Origin of the sequence: Fenollaria sporofastidiosus, assembly GCF_943169635.2 — a bacterium.
GTDB classification, from domain to species: Bacteria; Bacillota; Clostridia; order Tissierellales; family Peptoniphilaceae; genus Fenollaria; species Fenollaria sporofastidiosus.
In genome coordinates this window covers 52,033-74,057 of sequence record NZ_OW968186.1, presented here as the reverse complement: position 1 = coordinate 74,057, position 22,025 = coordinate 52,033, and the positions used below count along the sequence as shown (strand labels likewise).

Sequence of the window (22,025 nt, the reverse complement as noted above, 5' to 3'; positions counted from 1 at the left end):
CATTGAATATAGAGAGGAGAACATTTTTATGAATTTTGGACAAAACCTTTATAACTGGTTTCTATCAAACGCTCAATCACTGGTGCTTTTAGCAATCGTTGTGATTGGCTTGTATCTTGGCTTCAAGCGTGAGTTTAGCAAACTGATTGGCTTTTTAATTATTGCGATTATTGCGGTTGGCTTAGTCTTCAACGCTGCTGGAGTAAAAGACATTTTACTAGAGCTATTCAATCGCATTATTGGTGCTTAAATAAAACCGTTCTTTTGTGGAATATAAGTGGTTTTCTTATGTTCCGCAAAGGAATGGTACACCAAACGAAGTGCGGTAGGGATTTTTGAATCTCTACAAAGAAAGGACGTGAATATATGGACGATATGCAAGTCTATATTGCGAATTTAGGCAAATACAATGAGGGCGAATTGGTCGGTGCGTGGTTTACCTTTCCCATTGACTTTGAGGAAGTCAAAGAGAAAATCGGCTTGAATGATGAATATGAGGAATACGCCATTCATGACTACGAGTTACCCTTTACGGTTGACGAATACACTTCCATTGGCGAACTCAATCGACTATGGGAAATGGTATCGGAATTACCCGAAGAATTACAATCGGAGCTATCTGCTCTGCTCACTCATTTTTCAAGCATTGAAGAACTAAGCGAACATCAAGAGGATATTATCATTCATTCCGATTGTGATGATATGTATGACGTGGCACGCTACTACATTGAAGAAACGGGTGCTTTAGGCGAAGTACCAGCTAGTCTTCAAAACTATATTGATTATCAAGCCTATGGTCGGGATTTAGACCTTTCAGGAACGTTTATCTCAACCAATCATGGGATTTTTGAAATCGTCTATTAAATCTGTCGGTACATTACTACTGGCAGATTTTCTATTTTACGGGGTGGCTCAATCAGCTACCCCTATTTTTTATGAAAGGATTGATTACATGAAGAAAATACGAAGCTATACCAGTATCTGGTCTGTGGAAAAGGTACTGTATTCTATCAATGATTTTAGACTTCCGTTTCCCATAACCTTTACGCAAATGACATGGTTTGTCGTGTCACTCTTTGCAGTGATGATACTTGGCAACTTGCCCCCTCTTTCCATGATAGAGGGAGCATTTCTCAAATACTTTGGGATTCCTGTGGCTTTCACATGGTTTATGTCTACAAAAACTTTTGATGGTAAAAAGCCTTATGGATTTTTGAAGTCTGTCATTGCTTATGCACTGCGACCAAAGCTGACCTATGCAGGAAAAAAAGTAACGCTTGGCAGAAACCAGCCACAAGAAGCCATTACAGCAGTTAGGAGTGAATTTTATGGCATATCCAATTAAATACATTGAAAACAATCTCGTCTGGAATAAAGACGGGGAATGTTATGCTTACTATGAGCTTGTTCCTTACAATTACTCATTTCTAAGTCCAGAACAGAAAATACAAGTGCATGATTCTTTCAGACAGCTTATCGCACAAAATCGTGATGGCAAAATTCATGCTTTACAAATCAGTACAGAATCCAGCATACGTTCTGCACAAGAGCGTTCCAAAAATGAAGTCACTGGCAAGCTCAAAGCGGTTGCCTATGACAAAATCGACCAACAGACAGACGCTTTAATATCCATGATTGGCGAAAATCAAGTGAACTACCGTTTCTTTATCGGCTTTAAGTTGCTTCTCAACGATCAGGAGTTTTCTATGAAAAGTCTTACCGTTGAAGCAAAAAATGCTTTGTCTGATTTTGTCTATGATGTGAACCATAAGCTGATGGGCGATTTTGTTAGTATGAGTAATGATGAAATCCTGCGTTTTCAGAAGATGGAAAAGCTCTTAGAAAATAAAATCTCTCGTCGTTTCAAAATCCGCAGGTTAGATAAGGACGACTTCGGCTATCTGATTGAACACCTTTACGGACAGACAGGCACTGCCTATGAAGAGTATGAGTACCATCTATCAAAGAAAAAGCTGGATAATGAAACGCTGATTAAATACTATGACTTGATTAAGCCTACTCGCTGTTTGGTGGAAGAAAAACAGCGATATTTGAAAATCCAGCAGGAAGATGAAACCGTCTATGTAGCTTACTTTACCATTAACAGCATTGTCGGAGAACTGGACTTCCCGTCCTCTGAAATCTTCTACTACCAGCAACAGCAATTTACATTCCCGATTGATACGTCAATGAATGTGGAAATTGTAGCGAATCGTAAAGCCCTATCTACTGTCCGCAATAAAAAGAAAGAACTGAAAGACTTGGATAACCACGCTTGGCAAAGTGATAATGAAACCAGCTCCAATGTGGCGGAAGCTCTGGAAAGTGTGAATGAGCTGGAAACCAATTTAGACCAAAGCAAGGAATCTATGTACAAGCTGTCTTATGTGGTAAGGGTATCAGCAAATGATCTTGACGAACTCAAACGTCGTTGTAATGAAGTGAAAGATTTTTATGACGATTTAAGCGTAAAACTGGTACGACCATTTGGGGATATGCTCGGCTTACATGAAGAATTTTTACCTGCCAGCAAGCGTTATATGAATGATTATATTCAATACGTGACCTCTGATTTCCTCGCTGGTTTAGGTTTTGGTGCTACTCAAATGCTGGGGGAAAATGAGGGGATTTATGTTGGCTACAGCTTAGATACTGGACGCAATGTCTATCTGAAACCTGCTCTTGCCAGTCAAGGGGTTAAGGGTTCAGTAACCAATGCGTTAGCGTCGGCTTTTGTTGGTTCGCTGGGTGGTGGTAAATCCTTTGCGAATAACCTTATCGTCTATTATGCGGTGCTTTATGGGGCACAAGCAGTGATTGTAGACCCAAAAGCAGAACGTGGCAGATGGAAAGAAACCTTGCCAGAGATTTCCCATGAAATCAATATCGTCACTCTGACTTCTGATGAGAAAAACAAAGGCTTACTTGACCCTTATGTGATTATGAAAAATCCCAAAGATTCTGAATCACTGGCTATTGATATTCTGACATTCCTTACGGGGATTTCCTCTCGTGATGGGGAACGCTTCCCAATCCTTAGAAAAGCCATTCGTGCAGTAACCAATAGTGAAGTACGAGGGTTGATGAAAGTGATTGAGGAATTACGGGTTGAGAATACGCCACTAAGTACCAGTATAGCCGACCATATCGAAAGTTTTACAGACTATGACTTTGCACATTTATTATTCAGTAATGGTTATGTGGAGCAGTCTATCAGCTTAGAAAAACAACTGAACATTATACAGGTTGCGGACTTGGTACTTCCCGACAAGGAAACTTCCTTTGAGGAATATACCACTATGGAGCTTTTATCCGTTGCTATGCTGATTGTCATTAGTACCTTTGCTTTAGACTTTATCCATACAGACCGAAGCATTTTCAAGATTGTAGATTTAGACGAAGCATGGAGCTTTTTACAGGTAGCACAAGGAAAAACACTATCTATGAAGCTGGTTCGGGCTGGTCGTGCTATGAACGCTGGGGTATATTTCGTGACCCAAAATACAGACGACCTCTTAGATGAAAAACTGAAAAATAACCTCGGCTTAAAATTTGCATTTCGTTCCACTGACCTTAACGAGATTAAAAAGACCTTAGCCTTTTTTGGTGTAGACCCAGAGGACGAAAACAATCAGAAGCGATTGCGTGATTTGGAAAACGGGCAATGCCTTATCAGTGATTTATATGGTCGTGTCGGTGTGATACAGTTCCACCCTGTATTTGAAGAACTGCTCCATGCCTTTGATACCAGACCACCTGTGCGAAAAGAGGTGTAAATGTGAAACCATCAATAGTAAACAGAATAAAATCAAACTGGATGCTGAAACGTCTAGGTAAAGTGGCAATGACAGTGGCTTTCACACTTGTGATTGCCATTTTTCTTTTAGCCATGCTGGGAACGGTGGTTCAAGCTGCGGGCTTGGTAGATGATACGGTCAATGTGGCAAATGAATACAGCCGATACCCACTTGAAAACTATCAACTGGATTTTTATGTGGATAATAGCTGGGGCTGGCTTCCGTGGAACTGGTCGGACGGGATTGGAAAACAGGTCATGTATGGACTATATGCCATTACCAATTTTATTTGGACAATCAGTTTGTATGTTTCCAATGCGACAGGTTACTTAGTACAGGAAGCCTATTCCTTAGACTTCATTTCCGCTACAGCAGATTCCATTGGTAAGAATATGCAGACCTTAGCTGGTGTGAGTGCAAACGGATTTTCAACAGAGGGTTTCTATGTTGGATTCCTCTTACTCTTGATTTTGGTTCTTGGGGTTTATGTTGCCTATACGGGACTGATAAAGAGAGAAACCACAAAGGCAATTCATGCCATTATGAATTTTGTGCTGGTGTTTATCCTATCGGCTTCCTTTATTGCCTACGCTCCCGACTACATTAAAAAAATCAATGACTTTTCATCAGACATCAGTAATGCCAGTTTATCACTTGGCACGAAGATTGTCATGCCCCATTCCGATAGTCAAGGCAAGGACAGCGTGGACTTAATCAGAGATAGCCTGTTTTCCATACAGGTTCAGCAACCGTGGCTACTGCTTCAATACAACAGTTCAGACATTGAAAGTATCGGTATTGACCGTGTGGAAAGCCTGCTCTCCACCAGCCCAGATTCCAACAATGGCGAAGACAGAGAAAAAATTGTTGCGGAAGAAATTGAAGACAGAAGCAATACCAATCTAACCATTACAAAGACCATTAACCGTTTAGGTACAGTCTTCTTCCTATTTGTCTTCAATATTGGGATTTCCATATTTGTATTCCTATTAACAGGAATCATGATTTTCTCGCAGGTACTTTTTATCATCTATGCTATGTTTCTGCCTGTGAGCTTTATTTTAAGCATGATTCCATCATTTGATGGTATGTCAAAACGAGCCATAACAAAGCTCTTTAATACCATTTTGACACGAGCTGGAATCACATTGATTATTACGACAGCATTTAGTATTTCAACCATGCTCTATACCTTATCGGCTGGTTATCCGTTCTTTTTGATTGCTTTTCTACAGATTGTGACCTTTGCAGGAATCTACTTCAAGCTGGGCGATTTAATGAGTATGTTTTCTCTACAGAGTAACGATTCTCAAAGTGTGGGAAGTCGTGTGATGAGAAAACCTCGTATGCTTATGCACGCTCACATGCACCGTCTACAGCGGAAACTTGGACGTTCCATGACTACTCTAGGGGCTGGGTCTGCCATTGTTACAGGTAAAAAAGGACAGTCGGGTTCGGGGAGTTCTGCAAGGACACAAGCAGATCACTCCCGACCAGACGGAAAGGAAAAATCAACACTTGGAAAACGTATCGGTCAAACCATCGGTACAGTAGCTGATACCAAAGACAGAATGGTAGACACTGCTAGTGGTTTGAAAGAACAGGTTAAAGATTTGCCGACCAATGCAAGATATGCAGTATATCAAGGAAAATCCAAAGTAAAAGAGAATGTCCGTGATTTAACCAGTAGTATTTCTCAAACCAAAGCGGACAGAGCCAGTGGACGCAAGGAACAGCAGGAACAAAGGCGAAAAACCATTGCGAAGCGTCGCTCTGAAATGGAACAGGTCAAACAGAAAAAACAGCCTGCTTCTTCTGTTCATGAAAGACCGACTACAAGACAAGAACAATATCATGATGAACAGACCTCAAAACAGTCTAATATTCAGACTTCATATAAGGAATCTCAACAAGCCAAACAAGAGCGTCCAGCAGTTAAGTCCGATTTTTCAAGTCCAAAAGTGGAACGCCAAGGCAATACCGTTCAAGAAAAAACCGTTCAAAAGCCAGCAACTTCAACCACTACAGCAGATAGAACTTCACAACGTCCAATCACAAAAGAACGTCCGTCTACTGTTCAAAGAGTACCACTACAAAATACAAGAAGTAGACCACCAATCAAAACCGCCACCATTAAGAAAGTCGGTAAGAAACCATGAAGTTGAAAACTTTAGTGATTGGTGGTTCTGGATTATTCTTGATGGTCTTCTCACTGCTTCTGTTTGTTGCCATTTTATTTTCAGATGAACAGGACAGCGGAATTTCCAATATTCATTATGGAGGTGTGAATGTTTCCGCAGAAGTGCTGGCTCATAAGCCTATGGTAGAAAAATATGCCAAAGAATATGGCGTTGAAGAATATGTCAACATACTTCTTGCGATTATACAGGTGGAATCGGGCGGTACTGCGGAAGATGTTATGCAGTCCTCGGAATCCCTCGGTCTTCCACCTAATTCATTGAGTACAGAAGAATCCATTAAGCAAGGTGTGAAGTATTTCAGTGAATTATTAGCCAGTAGCGAAAGGCTCAGTGTAGATTTAGAATCGGTTATCCAGTCCTACAATTATGGTGGTGGTTTCTTAGGGTATGTGGCTAATCGTGGAAATAAATATACCTTTGAACTGGCTCAAAGTTTCTCAAAAGAGTATTCAGGTGGCGAAAAAGTGTCTTACCCCAATCCCATAGCCATACCTATCAATGGGGGCTGGCGATACAACTATGGCAATATGTTTTATGTGCAACTGGTAACGCAGTATCTTGTCACAACAGAGTTTGATGATGATACGGTACAAGCCATCATGGACGAAGCACTGAAATATGAGGGCTGGCGATACGTTTACGGTGGAGCTTCCCCGACTACTTCTTTTGATTGTAGCGGACTGACACAATGGACGTATGGAAAAGCTGGAATTAACTTACCACGAACCGCACAACAGCAATATGATGTGACCCAGCATATCCCACTATCGGAAGCACAAGCTGGCGATTTGGTTTTCTTTCATTCTACCTATAACGCTGGCTCTTATATTACTCATGTTGGGATATACCTTGGCAATAACCGTATGTTTCATGCAGGCGACCCAATCGGTTATGCCGACTTAACAAGCCCCTACTGGCAACAGCATTTAGTGGGAGCAGGACGAATCAAACAATGAGAAAGGAAGATTTAATGATGAAATTTAGAAAAAATCAGAATAAAGAAAAACAGATACCAAAGGAAAAGAAACCTCGTGTCTACTATAAGGTCAATCCTCATAAAAAGGTTGTGATTGCCTTGTGGGTACTTTTAGGGCTTAGTTTCAGCTTTGCGATATTCAAGCACTTTACAGCTATAGATACTCATACTATTCACGAAACAACTATCATAGAAAAGGAATACGTTGATACTCATCATGTAGAAAATTTTGTAGAGAACTTTGCGAAAGTCTACTATTCATGGGAGCAATCCGATAAGTCCATTGATAATCGAATGGAAAGTCTAAAAGGCTATCTGACAGATGAACTTCAAGCTCTCAATGTTGATACAGTACGCAAAGATATTCCTGTATCGTCTTCTGTAAGAGGATTTCAGATATGGACGGTAGAGCCAACTGGCGACAATGAGTTTAATGTAACCTACAGTGTAGACCAGCTCATTACAGAGGGAGAAAATACAAAGACCGTCCACTCTGCTTATATAGTGAGTGTCTATGTAGATGGTTCTGGAAATATGGTACTGGTTAAGAATCCGACCATTACCAACATACCTAAGAAATCAAGTTATAAACCAAAAGCCATTGAAAGTGAGGGGACGGTTGATTCCATTACAACCAATGAAATCAATGAGTTTTTAACGACGTTCTTCAAGCTCTATCCTACAGCGACAGCCAGTGAACTTTCCTACTATGTGAATGACGGGATATTAAAACCAATCGGAAAAGAGTACATCTTTCAAGAACTGGTAAATCCTATTCACAATCGTAAGGATAATCAAGTCACGGTATCGCTGACAGTGGAGTATATCGACCAGCAGACCAAAGCAACGCAGGTATCTCAATTTGATTTGGTACTTGAAAAGAACGGGAGTAATTGGAAGATTATAGAATAACAAATATTGGTACATTATTACAGCTATTTTGTAATCACGTACTCTCTTTGATAAAAAATTGGAGATTCCTTGACAAATATGCTCTTACGTGCTATTATTTAAGTATCTATTTAAAAGGAGTTAATAAATATGCGGCAAGGTATTCTTAAATAAACTGTCAATTTGATAGTGGGAACAAATAATTAGATGTCCTTTTTTAGGAGGGCTTAGTTTTTTGTACCCAGTTTAAGAATACCTTTATCATGTGATTCTAAAGTATCCAGAGAATATCTGTATGCTTTGTATACCTATGGTTATGCATAAAAATCCCAGTGATAAAAGTATTTATCACTGGGATTTTTATGCCCTTTTGGGTTTTTGAATGGAGGAAAATCACATGAAAATTATTAATATTGGAGTTTTAGCTCATGTTGATGCAGGAAAAACTACCTTAACAGAAAGCTTATTATATAACAGTGGAGCGATTACAGAATTAGGAAGCGTGGACAAAGGTACAACGAGGACGGATAATACGCTTTTAGAACGTCAGAGAGGAATTACAATTCAGACAGGAATAACCTCTTTTCAGTGGGAAAATACGAAGGTGAACATCATAGACACGCCAGGACATATGGATTTCTTAGCAGAAGTATATCGTTCATTATCAGTTTTAGATGGGGCAATTCTACTGATTTCTGCAAAAGATGGCGTACAAGCACAAACTCGTATATTATTTCATGCACTTAGGAAAATGGGGATTCCCACAATCTTTTTTATCAATAAGATTGACCAAAATGGAATTGATTTATCAACGGTTTATCAGGATATTAAAGAGAAACTTTCTGCCGAAATTGTAATCAAACAGAAGGTAGAACTGTATCCTAATATGTGTGTGACGAACTTTACCGAATCTGAACAATGGGATACGGTAATAGAGGGAAACGATGACCTTTTAGAGAAATATATGTCCGGTAAATCATTAGAAGCATTGGAACTCGAACAAGAGGAAAGCATAAGATTTCAGAATTGTTCCCTGTTCCCTGTTTATCACGGAAGTGCAAAAAACAATATAGGGATTGATAACCTTATAGAAGTGATTACGAATAAATTTTATTCATCAACACATCGAGGTCAGTCTGAACTTTGCGGAAAAGTTTTCAAAATTGAGTATTCGGAAAAAAGACAGCGTCTTGCATATATACGTCTTTATAGTGGCGTACTGCATTTGCGAGATTCGGTTAGAATATCGGAAAAGGAAAAAATAAAAATTACAGAAATGTATACTTCAATAAATGGTGAATTATGTAAAATCGATAAGGCTTATTCTGGAGAAATTGTTATTTTGCAAAATGAGTTTTTGAAGTTAAATAGTGTTCTTGGAGATACAAAACTATTGCCACAGAGAAAAAAGATTGAAAATCCGCACCCTCTACTACAAACAACTGTTGAACCGAGTAAACCTGAACAGAGAGAAATGTTGCTTGATGCCCTTTTGGAAATCTCAGATAGTGATCCGCTTCTACGATATTACGTGGATTCTACGACACATGAAATTATACTTTCTTTCTTAGGGAAAGTACAAATGGAAGTGATTAGTGCACTGTTGCAAGAAAAGTATCATGTGGAGATAGAACTAAAAGAGCCTACAGTCATTTATATGGAGAGACCGTTAAAAAATGCAGAATATACCATTCACATCGAAGTGCCGCCAAATCCTTTCTGGGCTTCCATTGGTTTATCTGTATCACCGCTTCCGTTGGGAAGTGGAATGCAGTATGAGAGCTCGGTTTCTCTTGGATACTTAAATCAATCATTTCAAAATGCAGTTATGGAAGGGATACGCTATGGTTGCGAACAAGGATTATATGGTTGGAATGTGACGGACTGTAAAATCTGTTTTAAGTATGGCTTATACTATAGCCCTGTTAGTACCCCAGCAGATTTTCGGATGCTTGCTCCTATTGTATTGGAACAAGTCTTAAAAAAAGCTGGAACAGAATTGTTAGAGCCATATCTTAGTTTTAAAATTTATGCGCCACAGGAATATCTTTCACGAGCATACAACGATGCTCCTAAATATTGTGCGAACATCGTAGACACTCAATTGAAAAATAATGAGGTCATTCTTAGTGGAGAAATCCCTGCTCGGTGTATTCAAGAATATCGTAGTGATTTAACTTTCTTTACAAATGGACGTAGTGTTTGTTTAACAGAGTTAAAAGGGTACCATGTTACTACCGGTGAACCTGTTTGCCAGCCCCGTCGTCCAAATAGTCGGATAGATAAAGTACGATATATGTTCAATAAAATAACTTAGTGTATTTTATGTTGTTATATAAATATGGTTTCTTGTTAAATAAGATGAAATATTTTTTAATAAAGATTTGAATTAAAGTGTAAAGGAGGAGATAGTTATTATAAACTACAAGTGGATATTGTGTCCTGTATGTGGAAATAAAACACGATTAAAGATAAGGGAAGATACTGAATTAAAAAAATTCCCCCTCTATTGTCCGAAATGCAGACAAGAAAATTTAATTGAAATAAAGCAGTTCAAAGTAACTGTGATTACAGAGCCAGACGCAAAGACGCAGAGCCGATAAAATGAGATTAATACAATCTCATTTTATCGGCTCTTTCCGTTATGTATGGATTCTTTTAATTAGTCTTCGATGTTTCTTGCTTCGTTGATACCGCTGGCTAAAGATTCCATTAAGGATAGTTCTTTGTCTGTAAAGCTATCCATGTATTTCTCTATCTGTAATCGTCGGGTGCTTTTTACCAAGTTATTAGCAGGTAAGAAAAATTCATCAACGGAAACATGAAGTAACGATACAAGGTCATAAAGAACTTGTATGCTGGGGTGTTGCCCTTTATTTTCAATATTAGTTAAGTACCGTGGGTCAATTTCAATCAATGCTCCCACTTGTTCACGAGTTAAACCTCGTTTCAATCGAGCTTCTTTAATGGCTAAACCAAAGGCTCTAAAATCATATTTATCTTCTTTTTTACGCATAGTAGACCACCTCTATACATTTTATTGTTCCTACTGAATTAAAAACAGGTATAGAAAAACGTGTTATATGGTTTATAGGTTTATATTTAATAAAAAGCACTACTAAACGCCAATAAAAAAAACCGTTATATGGTAGTGCTATTTACGCTGTTAAAATATTGTATATTACTTCCAAATGGCGGTTTGTTGGAGGTCAACGTCGCCATGAAGTACATCATATACAATAAATTTCCTTACATTGGGTTCTTGTCAAAAAAAGTCGTCTATCTGCAATAGATAAGTACGTCCACCAATGTGGTTTTATAAATCATATAGATAGAATAACAGAAGCATGTAAACAGAGAAATAAATCTGTTTATATGCTTTTTTGGCTATTCAGAACTTTTTTACAAAGTTTATTTATCAGTAATGCAACAAATCCCCCTTTCACATTGGGACTAAGAGTGAAAGGAGATAAACGAGCAAGGCTCACTTCCTTTCCTAGACAGAAAGGGGGTGAGAAACATGAAACCATCTTCTTTTCAGACCACAATAGAAAATCAGTTTGACTATATCTGTAAACGTGCTATGGAAGACGAGCGAAAGAATTATATGCTTTATCTTTCAAGGATTGCAAAGCGTGAGGTGTCCTTTTCGGATGTTGGCGATTATCTTGTTAGCCAGTTTGCGACAACAGATAACTATTCAACTGACTTTCAGATTTTTACACTCAATGGGTTATCAGTAGGCGTTGAAAATGATTTGTTGAGTGAAGCATTACGTGAGTTGCCAGACAAGAAACGTGAAATTCTACTGCTGTTTTACTTTATGGACATGAGCGATTCAGAAATTGCAGACCTGTTGAAATTGAACCGTTCTACTGTCTATCGGCATAGAACCAGTGGACTAGCCTTAATTAAAAAGTTTATGGAGGAATTTGAAGAATGAAAACACAATATCCTATGATTCCCTTTCCTCTCATTGTAAAGGCAACAGATGGCGATACCGAAGCGATTAACCAGATTCTACATCATTACAGAGGGTACATAACGAAGCGTTCCCTACGACTTATGAAAGATGAATATGGCAATCAAAGTATGGTCGTTGATGAAGTCTTACGTGGAAGAATGGAAACCAGACTGATTACAAAGATTTTGTCATTTGAAATTAAGTAATATCCTCTCTCCTTTCGTGGAAGCGTGCTAAACCATTCCACGCTTCCCGAACAGGGAGGTTTGTTATTCCACCAAAGCATATTGAGCTTTCAATGTGTTTTGATAGGCTAACGAGCCATTGTTCTTTGAAAACTGAATAAAAGTAATCGAATACGTTTCGATAAGAAAAGAGCCAACGGAACTAACCGCCATGACCTATCTTATAAAGATAGCGAGCGATTCATGTTAGTGATCCGAGAAGCAATCTTTAGCAGGATTGCCTGCAACGACATTCTTATCGTGATAATGATACTCCCATACAGTCAATAGTCCGAGCGTGATAAAACCGTCGCAGGCAATGAGTATGGCTACATGAGAACCATGCAGGGGTGGAACTCCCGTGAGCTTTGCTAAAGCTGTTCGATTGCTGGTAAAACAACTTTTATGAAATCCAAATAAGTGATTTGGAAAGGAGGATTTTATGAAGCAGACTGACATTCCTATTTGGGAACGTTATACCCTAACCATTGAAGAAGCGTCAAAATATTTTCGTATTGGCGAAAACAAGCTACGACGCTTGGCAGAGGAAAATAAAAATGCAAATTGGCTGATTATGAATGGCAATCGTATTCAGATTAAACGAAAACAATTTGAAAAAATTATAGATACATTGGACGCAATCTAGCGTCGCCAAAGGGTCTTGTATATGATAAAATAGTATTAAGTCGTATCAAGGCTCTTTCCATAAAGGAAAGGAGCAAATGCCATGTCAGAAAAAAGACGTGACAATAAAGGTCGAATCTTAAAGACTGGAGAGAGCCAACGAAAAGACGGAAGATACTTATACAAATATATAGATTCATTTGGAGAACCGCAATTTGTTTACTCGTGGAAACTTGTGGCTACAGACCGAGTACCAGCAGGAAAGCGTGATTGTATCTCACTTAGAGAGAAAATCGCAGAGTTACAGAAAGACATTCATGATGGTATTGATGTTGTAGGAAAGAAAATGACACTCTGCCAGCTTTACGCAAAACAGAACGCTCAAAGACCAAAGGTTAGAAAAAACACTGAAACTGGACGCAAATATCTTATGGATATTTTGAAGAAAGACAAGTTAGGTGTAAGAAGTATTGACAGTATTAAGCCATCAGACGCTAAAGAATGGGCTATTAGAATGAGTGAAAATGGTTATGCTTATCAAACCATCAATAACTACAAACGTTCTTTAAAGGCTTCATTCTATATTGCTATACAAGATGATTGTGTTCGGAAGAATCCATTTGACTTTCAACTGAAAGCAGTTCTTGATGATGATACTGTCCCTAAGACCGTACTAACAGAAGAACAGGAAGAAAAACTGTTAGCCTTTGCAAAAGCTGATAAAACCTACAGCAAAAATTATGATGAAATTCTGATACTCTTAAAAACAGGTCTTCGTATTTCAGAGTTTGGTGGTTTGACACTTCCAGATTTAGATTTTGAGAATCGTCTTGTCAATATAGACCATCAGCTATTGAGAGATACTGAAATTGGGTACTACATTGAAACACCAAAGACCAAAAGTGGCGAACGTCAAGTTCCTATGGTTGAAGAAGCCTATCAAGCATTTAAGCGAGTGTTAGCGAATCGAAAGAATGATAAGCGTGTTGAGATTGATGGATATAGTGATTTCCTCTTTCTTAATAGAAAGAACTATCCAAAAGTGGCAAGTGATTACAACGGCATGATGAAAGGTCTTGTTAAGAAATACAATAAGTATAACGAGGATAAATTGCCACACATCACTCCACATAGTTTGCGACATACATTCTGTACCAACTATGCAAATGCAGGAATGAATCCAAAGGCATTACAGTACATTATGGGACATGCTAATATAGCCATGACGCTGAACTATTACGCACATGCAACATTCGATTCTGCAATGGCAGAAATGAAACGCTTGAATAAAGAGAAGCAACAGGAGCGTCTTGTTGCTTAGTAGTACAAATGAATTTACTACTTATTTACCACTTCTGACAGCTAAGACATGAGGAAATATGCAAAGAAACGTGAAGTATCTTCCTACAGTAAAAATACTCGAAAGCACATAGAATAAGGCTTTACGAGCATTTAAGAAAATATAAAAAGATAATTAGAAATTTATACTTTGTTTATAGAAAAAAACAATGGTATGCTGGTCAATTTGTAAGAAAAATAATCCCGCTATTTAATGTAAAAAGTAGTACTGTACCATTTTTTACAACAGCTTTAAATTCATTAAAACCAATTTTATTAAATGTTTTAGTTAGAGATGTAAATGACACTTTTTTGAATTCACAAATTTTACTTCCTCAAAAAAACAATGAAATAGATTTTGAGTTTATAGAATCCTTTGTCGCCGAACTGGAAGCTCAGCGTTTCTCCGAGCTAGAAGCTTATCTAAATGTTACAGGATTAAAAGATTATAAACTAAAGGATGTAGAAATAAGTGCAATAGATAATTTAAAGAAAGTTAAGTGGCAAGAACTTAAAATAGGAGATTATTTTGAAAGAGTAAAAACAAAGAAATTACCATATAAAGCAAAGAAATTGCCTAAAGAACCTACAGGAGAGTATATTCTTCCCGTTTTAACTTCAAGCTTTATGAATCAAGGCTTAAATTATTTTGCACCTAAGACAGGTGCCACTATAATAAAAAATGTTATTTCTATCCCATCTAATAGCGATGTATATAGATCGTACTATCAGTCTAGAGAATTTTCAGTATTGTCAGATGCCTATGCTATTGAATGGAAAGATAAAAATAAAAATTTAAGCCCTAATGTTTATTTGTTTTTTGTATCTTGTATAAATAAAGTTACTGATTTGCCTATATATTCATATAAAAACAAATTAGGTGGTTGGGATGTAGTTAAAAATAAATATATCAAATTTCCAGTAGATAAAAATGGAGAAATTGACTTTACATTTATGGAAAATTTAATGCAAGCTCTAAAAAAACTATCTATGAAAGATATTATAATATATTTAGATCAAAAAATTAACGATATGAAATTAGATATAGCTAGGTGATAAATATGAAAAAAAATAAAGTGTTTAGTATTATACAAGCTGATATAGAAGTAATTGAACAACAATTAGAGCATAGAAACGGTTCTCAAGATTTGTGGAATAGTTTGAGTACGAAATATGTACTAATTTTACCAAAGATAATTTCAGTTATTAAAGTTGAAGGAAAAGCAGCATTACTTGGAGAAGAATATGATTACAGGCCAGAATTAAAAAAATTAAAAGCCGCATTATTAACATGGGTATTAATGAATGAGGATGAATTAGAAATTGAAGGAAATAACATTAGTAATGATTCAAAAGAATTGCTAAATTTATGTACAACATCTTCAGCAGAAGAAGAATTAAAAAATTTGATTCTTGAGTCTAAAATATATATTAGTAAAAAAGGATCTAGAGAAAAGAAAATAGGACTTGAAAAAATATGGGATGCGTTTGAACGACTTAAGACTTTAGAGTGTGCAAATAAAAAATCTTCCGTAGATAAAATTATAAAAAAGATTTCAAGTAATCAAGAAGAAATTGAAGAACTAATAAATAAAGAATTTATTGAATTAACAGAAATTGGTAATTCATACAATATAAGACATTCAGAAACAACACAAAAGAAATTACCAAATAGTTCTTTTATCGAATATTTATATTTTAGAATGCTATCGTTAGTATCACTTGTATTAGAATTGATTAAGTGTGAATAAATGTCTGGTACTGGTACTGGAATGGGTATAAAAATAATAAAATGTGGTATAATTAAGCGGATTTATTAATATTTATAAAAATAAAATGGCTTGATTTAAATGCTTTTAGATACAGCGTATGATTGATAATGAAGAGTGGGAGTAAAATTTGCGGCCTAAATGGCGGCTTAAACTTGATTTGTCGGCTCACAAACTCGAAGTATTAACTATACGACTCGTTTGTGAGCCTCCTCATCTACGTCTAATCCATCCATTTATTTCCACAAATTTTGAATAAATAAAATTTGGCGTTGATAGAGTTTTAAATAAACCGTTTTATCTCGTGACTCACGGCATTGAACTAGATAGGATATGGGAGGGCGTTTAGCCCGCCTCACTCCTAAATATTCTGCACATCGCAAAATAATTCCGTTTTATCTCACAAATTTGAATAAATGGGTTTTGGTGTTGATAAAAAAGATTTTGCTCGTTGCGACGTATCGTCTATACGACTCACTCGCAAAAATTCTGCACATCGCCTTTCTCATCAAATTTTCCAGCGAAATTTGGGAGAGCGAAAAACTCAAGCTACAAAAATCCACTAATTTTATCTCATAAATTTGCTTAATGTGACTGAACGAAATAATTCCGTTTTTTCTCACAAATTGAATAAACGAAATTTGGTGTTGATAGGATTTAATTTACTCTTCAACGTACATTTAGTACGAATCATCGTAAATTTTTTCCATCTTCGCCTACTTCATCCGTTCTATCTCGTGACACACTGTATTTATGTGAATAAAATTTTCTAATATGGCTTAATTACAAGTTATGAAGAGAATGAAAAATGGCTACTGGTACTCAAATGGTACTGGAAGCTAAAAAGAATAAACTAAATAATAGTTCCAAGTGGTTTACATTTGGGCAAAAAATTAGACCGTAGTTTTCTGGGTACACATCACACATCAGAAATATGAGGGACTCCTTTTTTATTTATCTAAAGGAGTTAGAAAAACTTGGATATAAAAGAAAATTTAAAAGCTTAAATGCAATGGAATTTGGAATACCTCAAAAAAGGGCGAGGATATTTGTTGTTTCACGTCTTGGAGTAAATAACTTTTCTTTTAATGAATTGGAGGGAAAAGAAACTATACAACTAAGTGAATTTTTAGCAAAAGATGTAAGTGGACTTTACACAATGACTCAACCTTATATGCTGAAATTTTTAAATAAAGGAATAGATAACAGTTTTAGGGGGCGACTAAAAGTGATTAAAGATTTTTCTTATACTATTTCTACAAAACAGATGAGAGTACCTAATTCTGGAATAATAGATATTGGAAATGGTAGGTATAGGTATTTAACAGAAAGAGAATGTTTAAGACTAATGGGTTTTGATGATAGTGATATAGACAAATTAGAGGAAATACATCCAAGAAGAAAAAATTGTACTTCAAGCAAACTGTATAAGCAGGCCGGAAATTCTATTGCGGTTGATATTTTAATGGCAATTATTAATCGAATGATAGCATATAAATAAATTTGTTATAATATTGGTAAATAACATATAATGTTAGTATAAAAGAGCGAGTTAGTTATAATGGATTTAATGATGAAGTAAATTTAATTTAATAAAAGATTTTCCATTGTGGATAAAAGCATTGAGAAAATAAATTAAGTTTTATTTGTAAACTTGCATTATTTATTTTCCTATAATAATTACGAGATATTCCTTTGTAGAATATTTTAATGAGAATTTCTGGATATTTTCTTTTGCTTATTTTATTTATTTTATTAATGAGATTTCTGAGATAAAGAAGTAAAGAAAGAAAATTTAAAAAGAATCTAGAAATGAAAATAAAGAGATTAAGGAATTAGAATTATCAATGGAATATTTAGGTCAATCATTAGCTGGTTTACCAAAGATTTTGCGACAGGTTTCAAATTATTTAAGATTAAGCAATAGTGATAGAATATCATTATATGTTTTTAATGAAACTAAATTTCAAATTATTGGGAGGTATAGTGAAAATCCATTATATGATTTTTGCAATAGAGAGGAATATCCTAGAAATGAAGGATATATAGCGAAATGTTTTGAAAATAATGATGGAAAACCATATTTTTATAAAAATAATTTGCCAAAAAATACACAGAAAAAGTATTTTGACACAGTTTCAAAAGAAACAGGTATGTCTGTTGAATCCTTAAAAAAACTTTCCATGAAGAGCAGGGCGTATTTTGCTAGATTAGTCAAAGATGATAACAAAAATAATGTAGGAATTTTATTAATAGAAACAATTAATCCAGACATAAGTGTTTCACCCAAAGAGTTAAATGATGAAATTGAAAAATTAATTATACCTCATTTGAAAACAATGCTTGAAATAAGTAATAAGTTGAAGGAGGATGAGTCTTATGAAAACTAAATTAAGAAATGTTTTACTATATATTGTTAAGAATTATCCTTACGGAGATGATTTAACAAAAACGAGAATAACCAAATTAGTCTATTTAATAGATTGGGAATATACAAAAAAATATGGGAAGCAAATGACGGAAATTTCATGGTATTTCGATCATTATGGTCCATACGTATCCGATGTGCTTGATGAGGCTGATGAAGATAAGACAGTTAGTATTCAAAGTACATTTTCAAATTTTGGTACTATTAAATATATAGTAAGACCTAAACATGATAAAGAATTAATACACTATGACGGCTTAGATGTTAACGAAATTGAAGTTATAAATGAAGTATTTGAAAACACAAAGATGTTATCATGGAATCAATTCATTAATTATGTATATGATACTCCACCTATAAAAGAAAGTAGAAAGTATAGCTATTTAGATTTAACAAAATTTATTTAATGATTAACTGTAATAAGACGGTAGAAGTCATGATATGTACCCTCTTTACTGAACAAACCAGTAAGGAGGGTACATATCATAAAGTTACGGTCTTTTGCTTACATATTATAAGAATTAATTTATTTAGATATCTTCAATGATTACTTTGAAATGCAACAAATAATATAAATCAGATTGCAAAGGCTACTAATACGACTAGTGTTATTTACAAAAGTGAAATTGATTCAATGAATAAAGAAATAGAAAACTTATCAAGAGAAATATGGAAGATCCATTCCCTTCTTCTCAATAAATCAAAAGAAAGTTCTGGGATTAGCATGGCAATTACAAAAATACATCATATAAAATGATCTGTAAATTTTCATGAAAAAATTGACAGTTTATTAAAGTTGTGTAAAATTAAGTAAAAGTCTATTCCTTAGGAAAGCACAAACATTGATACAAAAAAATGTATCAACCCTTACCACTGTATCAGGTTTTAGGTTGATACACAAAATTATTTACAGACCCTAAGTTTTCTTTACTGGCAATAGTATGCTGACTTTAGCGCCACATTCATCAGTTCTATTGTCTAAAATAAGACTTCCTCCATGCATCTTAATAATTTGTTCTGCAACAAATAAGCCTATACCATAGTTTTCTTTTGAATGCCTACTTTTGTCTCCTTGATAGAATTGATCTGTTGCATATAATAGGTCTTCACCTGTAAATCCATGTCCTTGATCAAGTATTGATATTTGAAGCTTATCATTCTTGGAACTTATAAGTAGCTTAATGGTTGAGTTTTTAGGACTGTTTTCTTCTGCATTACTAAGAATATTTAGAAAGGCTCGTTCAAAATTTTTCAAATCTACTATTAAAAAATCATTCTTATAACTAATATCTTCTAAAAGATTTAACTTGTAAGTTGATGTGAATTCTGTAGCTAGTTTTTCAATATTTTCTACAAATTTTTCTGTCCTAATTTCAAGAAAATTTAATTCATTTGCTTGCTTAGATTTATTAACAAGCATTAAAGTTTCGATATATTTATCAATACGGCTTGTGTTTTTTCTAATATAATTTAGATATGTTTGCTGTTCTTCTGTTAGGTTTGTTTCTCCTAATAATTCTGAGTTTCCCTTTATAATTGAAACTGGAGTTTTTATATCATGGCTTAATGCTGAAATCTGATTTCTTTTTTTCTCTTCCTCTCTCCAATTTGTTCTTAAAGATTCACTTAACCCTAACTTTATTTTTTCTAAACTTTCTAATATGGCATTAAATTCTTGAATATTAGACTTTTTAACTTGGAAGTCTAAGTTTTGTTTCCTGATTTCTTCTGAAGCAACTAGTAATGGATTTAATTCATTTGATATTTTCTTTGCCCAAATTAATGTGATAGTAATAATACTAATAAGACAAAATATTATAAGTGAGCTTAGAAATAAATTATTTACTTGTGGTAGATTTTTTTGCATCCAAGAACTTTTATAATAGGGCTTTAGTTCATAAGCTACAAGTACATATCCATCTAATCTTTTTATTTCCATAAAGGATAAATTGGCATTGGAATTACCAGATCCCTTATGATAGTTAAAAGCTACATCTTGGATATTCTTATTCATATTTGTTTCTATAACTTTATCGTCTTTTGATAGAAATAGATAAGATGTATTGTCTGGAAGTGATGATTTTTCGAAATTTTTTGAAGTGGCAATATCTGTTCTTTTTTCAAGAATTAAATTCTCAGTATAGTTTGCAGGAAATATCCATTTAAATTGGTAAGAAGCAGATATAAAAGCTATTATTAATCCAACTGAGATTACTAGTCCTAGTGCAATACTTAACAAATATTTAAAAAGAATATTTTTAAGAGATTGACCTTTTGATTTTAATTCCATTTATATCCGATCCCCCATACTGTTTCAATTGGATTTTTCCCATATTTTTGAAACTTTGCCCTAATATTTTTAATATGTTCTGATATTGCAGATGCATCTCCTATACCATCAAATCCAAAGACAAGCTCGTATATTTGATCCCTTGAAAATACTTGTCCTTTTCTTTTTGCTAGTAATTCTGAAATTTGATACTCAGATTTTGTCAAATAAACTTTTTTCTCCGCTACAAACACTTCATTGGAAGATAAATCAAATCGAATTTCACCAAGATTTAAACTGGTGTGGCGTTCTCTTTTTTCTCGTCTTAAATGGGCTTCGATACGAGCTACTAGTTCTGCTGCTCCAAATGGTTTTGTGATGTAATCATCTCCACCAATTAATAATCCCTCGACGATATCTTCTTCCATAGTTTTTGCTGTTAAAAAAAGAATAGGGCAGTCTACTTTATTGCGAATTTCTTTGCAAAAACTAATTCCATCAACATCTGGCATCATCACATCAAGTAAAATCAAATCATATTTACTAAGTTTACTATTATCAATATCTTTAGGGTTTTGATATACATCGACCTTATGGTTGTTCTTTTTTAAAATGTTTTTTATTAGATCAAGCATATCTAACTCGTCATCAACTGCAAGAATTAAAGACATCCTATCACCTCCTCATTTTTTATAAAATACCTACTTTATCATTAAGATATTACTTGGATTTTGCTTTTAGATATTGGTCATTTACTTTTACTGCAAATCCATCATCAATATCTATTTCGGAAATTTTGTAAACATCTAAATAAAACCGTGTTTCACGTTTAGACTTATTTTTACCTAGCCAGTCAATTTCACCTAAGTTTTCTTTTATAATTATATTTTTAGTATCTCTATCAAATACAACATCTTTGGCAATAATACCTATAAAATCTTCCAAATCATCTTCTGAGACAACCTGATCAGTAACTTGATAGGTTGCTCCATCATAAAATAACTGAGTAGCATTTTTGGGGTTTATTTGAAATTCTGAATTTTGTTCTCTCGAATGTTCCTTAAAATCAAAAATCTTTGTCTCATTATTTATATTATTTGTAGGAACTGCTTTGTAATTGCTACCATTTACTTCTACGGTTAATGTGTCTTTAGCTTTATCATTTGTATATACATCAAAGAATTGAAGGACATGAATATCATTATTTAGATCTTTTGCAAAGTTGTCTAGACTATTTATGCCTAAATTGGTGGCATCAACTTGTTTAATTATTTTACCTCCATCATCAACTGCAACTAGTTTTCTAATAACTCCAATCCATTTATTTATATCTTCATTTGAAGAATCTTCATCAAGAATGGTGTAGGACTTATTTTTATAATAAAATTGTCTTACATCTTCATCGTTCAAAATACAAGATTCTTTATCACTAGAATATTGATCCATTTTATATCTAAGATTTCTGCAAGAAGAAAGACAGAAACAAGAAACAAAGATTATCGCAATGACTAATAATTTATGTTTATTTTTCATAAAAATGCCTC

Annotated in this window: 22 protein-coding genes and 1 pseudogene; 19 read left to right on the top strand and 4 right to left on the bottom strand. The window is 34.8% G+C overall.

The features are described 5' to 3' along the window. The first annotated feature begins 28 nt into the window (after positions 1–28). The 10 genes and pseudogenes from KO172_RS00420 to KO172_RS00375 all read left to right on the top strand — a co-directional run bounded on the left by KO172_RS00420 (position 29) and on the right by KO172_RS00375 (position 10,468). Entirely contained in the window at positions 29–250 is a 222-nt protein-coding gene (locus KO172_RS00420) for a hypothetical protein (protein ID WP_001009056.1), read from the top strand. Between the two features lie 116 nt (positions 251–366). Beyond that, positions 367–864, top strand: a complete 498-nt coding sequence (locus tag KO172_RS00415) for an antirestriction protein ArdA (protein WP_000342539.1) — start codon at positions 367–369, stop codon at positions 862–864. A gap of 88 nt (positions 865–952) precedes the next feature. Next, on the top strand, positions 953–1,345 hold the full coding sequence (locus tag KO172_RS00410) for a conjugal transfer protein (protein ID WP_000723888.1): 393 nt from the start codon (positions 953–955) through the stop codon (positions 1,343–1,345). Beyond that, the gene (tcpF, locus tag KO172_RS00405; protein ID WP_000331160.1) at positions 1,329–3,776 is read left to right on the top strand and encodes a conjugal transfer ATPase TcpF; all 2,448 of its coding nucleotides are present in this window, start codon (positions 1,329–1,331) and stop codon (positions 3,774–3,776) included. Before KO172_RS00410 ends, tcpF begins: the two co-directional genes overlap by 17 nt. Positions 3,777–3,844: 68 nt before the next feature. Then, the gene (locus KO172_RS00400; protein ID WP_000214903.1) at positions 3,845–5,956 is read left to right on the top strand and encodes a CD3337/EF1877 family mobilome membrane protein; all 2,112 of its coding nucleotides are present in this window, start codon (positions 3,845–3,847) and stop codon (positions 5,954–5,956) included. Continuing rightward, positions 5,953–6,954 (top strand): bifunctional lytic transglycosylase/C40 family peptidase, encoded by a 1,002-nt coding sequence (locus tag KO172_RS00395; RefSeq protein WP_000769868.1) that lies wholly within the window; start codon positions 5,953–5,955, stop codon positions 6,952–6,954. The genes KO172_RS00400 and KO172_RS00395 overlap by 4 nt, the downstream gene beginning before the upstream one ends. Continuing rightward, the gene (locus KO172_RS00390; protein ID WP_001224320.1) at positions 6,951–7,886 is read left to right on the top strand and encodes a conjugal transfer protein; all 936 of its coding nucleotides are present in this window, start codon (positions 6,951–6,953) and stop codon (positions 7,884–7,886) included. The genes KO172_RS00395 and KO172_RS00390 overlap by 4 nt, the downstream gene beginning before the upstream one ends. 313 nt (positions 7,887–8,199) lie before the next feature. Further along, positions 8,200–8,247 (top strand): annotated as a pseudogene (locus KO172_RS08090) (hypothetical protein); the annotation flags it as partial. Between the two features lie 15 nt (positions 8,248–8,262). Further along, positions 8,263–10,182: a tetracycline resistance ribosomal protection protein Tet(M) gene (gene tet(M) / locus KO172_RS00380; RefSeq protein ID WP_002843300.1), complete on the top strand. Its 1,920-nt coding sequence runs from the start codon at positions 8,263–8,265 to the stop codon at positions 10,180–10,182. Between the two features lie 97 nt (positions 10,183–10,279). Further along, a complete protein-coding gene (locus KO172_RS00375; protein ID WP_012962334.1) occupies positions 10,280–10,468 on the top strand; it encodes a cysteine-rich KTR domain-containing protein in 189 nt (62 codons plus the stop codon). A 59-nt stretch (positions 10,469–10,527) separates the two neighbouring features. Here KO172_RS00375 and KO172_RS00370 read toward each other — a convergent pair whose 3' ends face one another. Further along, positions 10,528–10,881, bottom strand: coding sequence for a helix-turn-helix transcriptional regulator (locus KO172_RS00370; protein WP_001227347.1), 354 nt, complete (start codon positions 10,879–10,881; stop codon positions 10,528–10,530). Between the two features lie 504 nt (positions 10,882–11,385). Between KO172_RS00370 and KO172_RS00365 the strand changes: the two genes are divergently transcribed. From KO172_RS00365 to KO172_RS00320, 9 genes are all read left to right on the top strand, one after another. Beyond that, positions 11,386–11,808, top strand: a complete 423-nt coding sequence (locus tag KO172_RS00365; protein ID WP_000804885.1) for a sigma-70 family RNA polymerase sigma factor — start codon at positions 11,386–11,388, stop codon at positions 11,806–11,808. After that, positions 11,805–12,035 (top strand): helix-turn-helix domain-containing protein, encoded by a 231-nt coding sequence (locus KO172_RS00360; protein WP_000857133.1) that lies wholly within the window; start codon positions 11,805–11,807, stop codon positions 12,033–12,035. The genes KO172_RS00365 and KO172_RS00360 overlap by 4 nt, the downstream gene beginning before the upstream one ends. Before the next feature lie 460 nt (positions 12,036–12,495). Next, entirely contained in the window at positions 12,496–12,699 is a 204-nt protein-coding gene (locus KO172_RS00350) for an excisionase (RefSeq protein WP_000814511.1), read from the top strand. A gap of 81 nt (positions 12,700–12,780) precedes the next feature. Beyond that, on the top strand, positions 12,781–13,998 hold the full coding sequence (locus tag KO172_RS00345) for a tyrosine-type recombinase/integrase (RefSeq protein WP_001291561.1): 1,218 nt from the start codon (positions 12,781–12,783) through the stop codon (positions 13,996–13,998). Positions 13,999–14,327: 329 nt separating this feature from the next. Continuing rightward, the gene (locus KO172_RS00340; RefSeq protein WP_019213883.1) at positions 14,328–15,071 is read left to right on the top strand and encodes a restriction endonuclease subunit S; all 744 of its coding nucleotides are present in this window, start codon (positions 14,328–14,330) and stop codon (positions 15,069–15,071) included. A gap of 5 nt (positions 15,072–15,076) precedes the next feature. After that, complete coding sequence (locus KO172_RS00335; protein ID WP_019213882.1) at positions 15,077–15,766, top strand: hypothetical protein; 690 nt, start codon at positions 15,077–15,079, stop codon at positions 15,764–15,766. A gap of 952 nt (positions 15,767–16,718) precedes the next feature. Further along, complete coding sequence (locus tag KO172_RS00330) at positions 16,719–17,285, top strand: DNA cytosine methyltransferase (protein ID WP_445080619.1); 567 nt, start codon at positions 16,719–16,721, stop codon at positions 17,283–17,285. A 346-nt stretch (positions 17,286–17,631) separates the two neighbouring features. Then, positions 17,632–18,174 carry a hypothetical protein gene (locus KO172_RS00325; RefSeq protein WP_215491651.1) on the top strand — a complete coding sequence of 181 codons (543 nt, stop codon included), beginning with the start codon at positions 17,632–17,634 and terminating at the stop codon, positions 18,172–18,174. Continuing rightward, positions 18,164–18,619 (top strand): Panacea domain-containing protein, encoded by a 456-nt coding sequence (locus KO172_RS00320; RefSeq protein WP_215491650.1) that lies wholly within the window; start codon positions 18,164–18,166, stop codon positions 18,617–18,619. Before KO172_RS00325 ends, KO172_RS00320 begins: the two co-directional genes overlap by 11 nt. Before the next feature lie 509 nt (positions 18,620–19,128). On the opposite strand, the gene KO172_RS00310 is transcribed toward KO172_RS00320, so the two are convergent. From KO172_RS00310 to KO172_RS00300, 3 genes are read right to left on the bottom strand one after another with little or no spacing between them, the layout of a single operon-like run. Then, positions 19,129–20,502, bottom strand: coding sequence for a sensor histidine kinase (locus tag KO172_RS00310; protein WP_215491649.1), 1,374 nt, complete (start codon positions 20,500–20,502; stop codon positions 19,129–19,131). Next, positions 20,493–21,152: a response regulator transcription factor gene (locus tag KO172_RS00305; RefSeq protein WP_215491648.1), complete on the bottom strand. Its 660-nt coding sequence runs from the start codon at positions 21,150–21,152 to the stop codon at positions 20,493–20,495. The genes KO172_RS00310 and KO172_RS00305 overlap by 10 nt, the downstream gene beginning before the upstream one ends. Before the next feature lie 49 nt (positions 21,153–21,201). Beyond that, complete coding sequence (locus tag KO172_RS00300; RefSeq protein ID WP_215491647.1) at positions 21,202–22,014, bottom strand: NisI/SpaI family lantibiotic immunity lipoprotein; 813 nt, start codon at positions 22,012–22,014, stop codon at positions 21,202–21,204. Positions 22,015–22,025 lie beyond the last annotated feature (11 nt).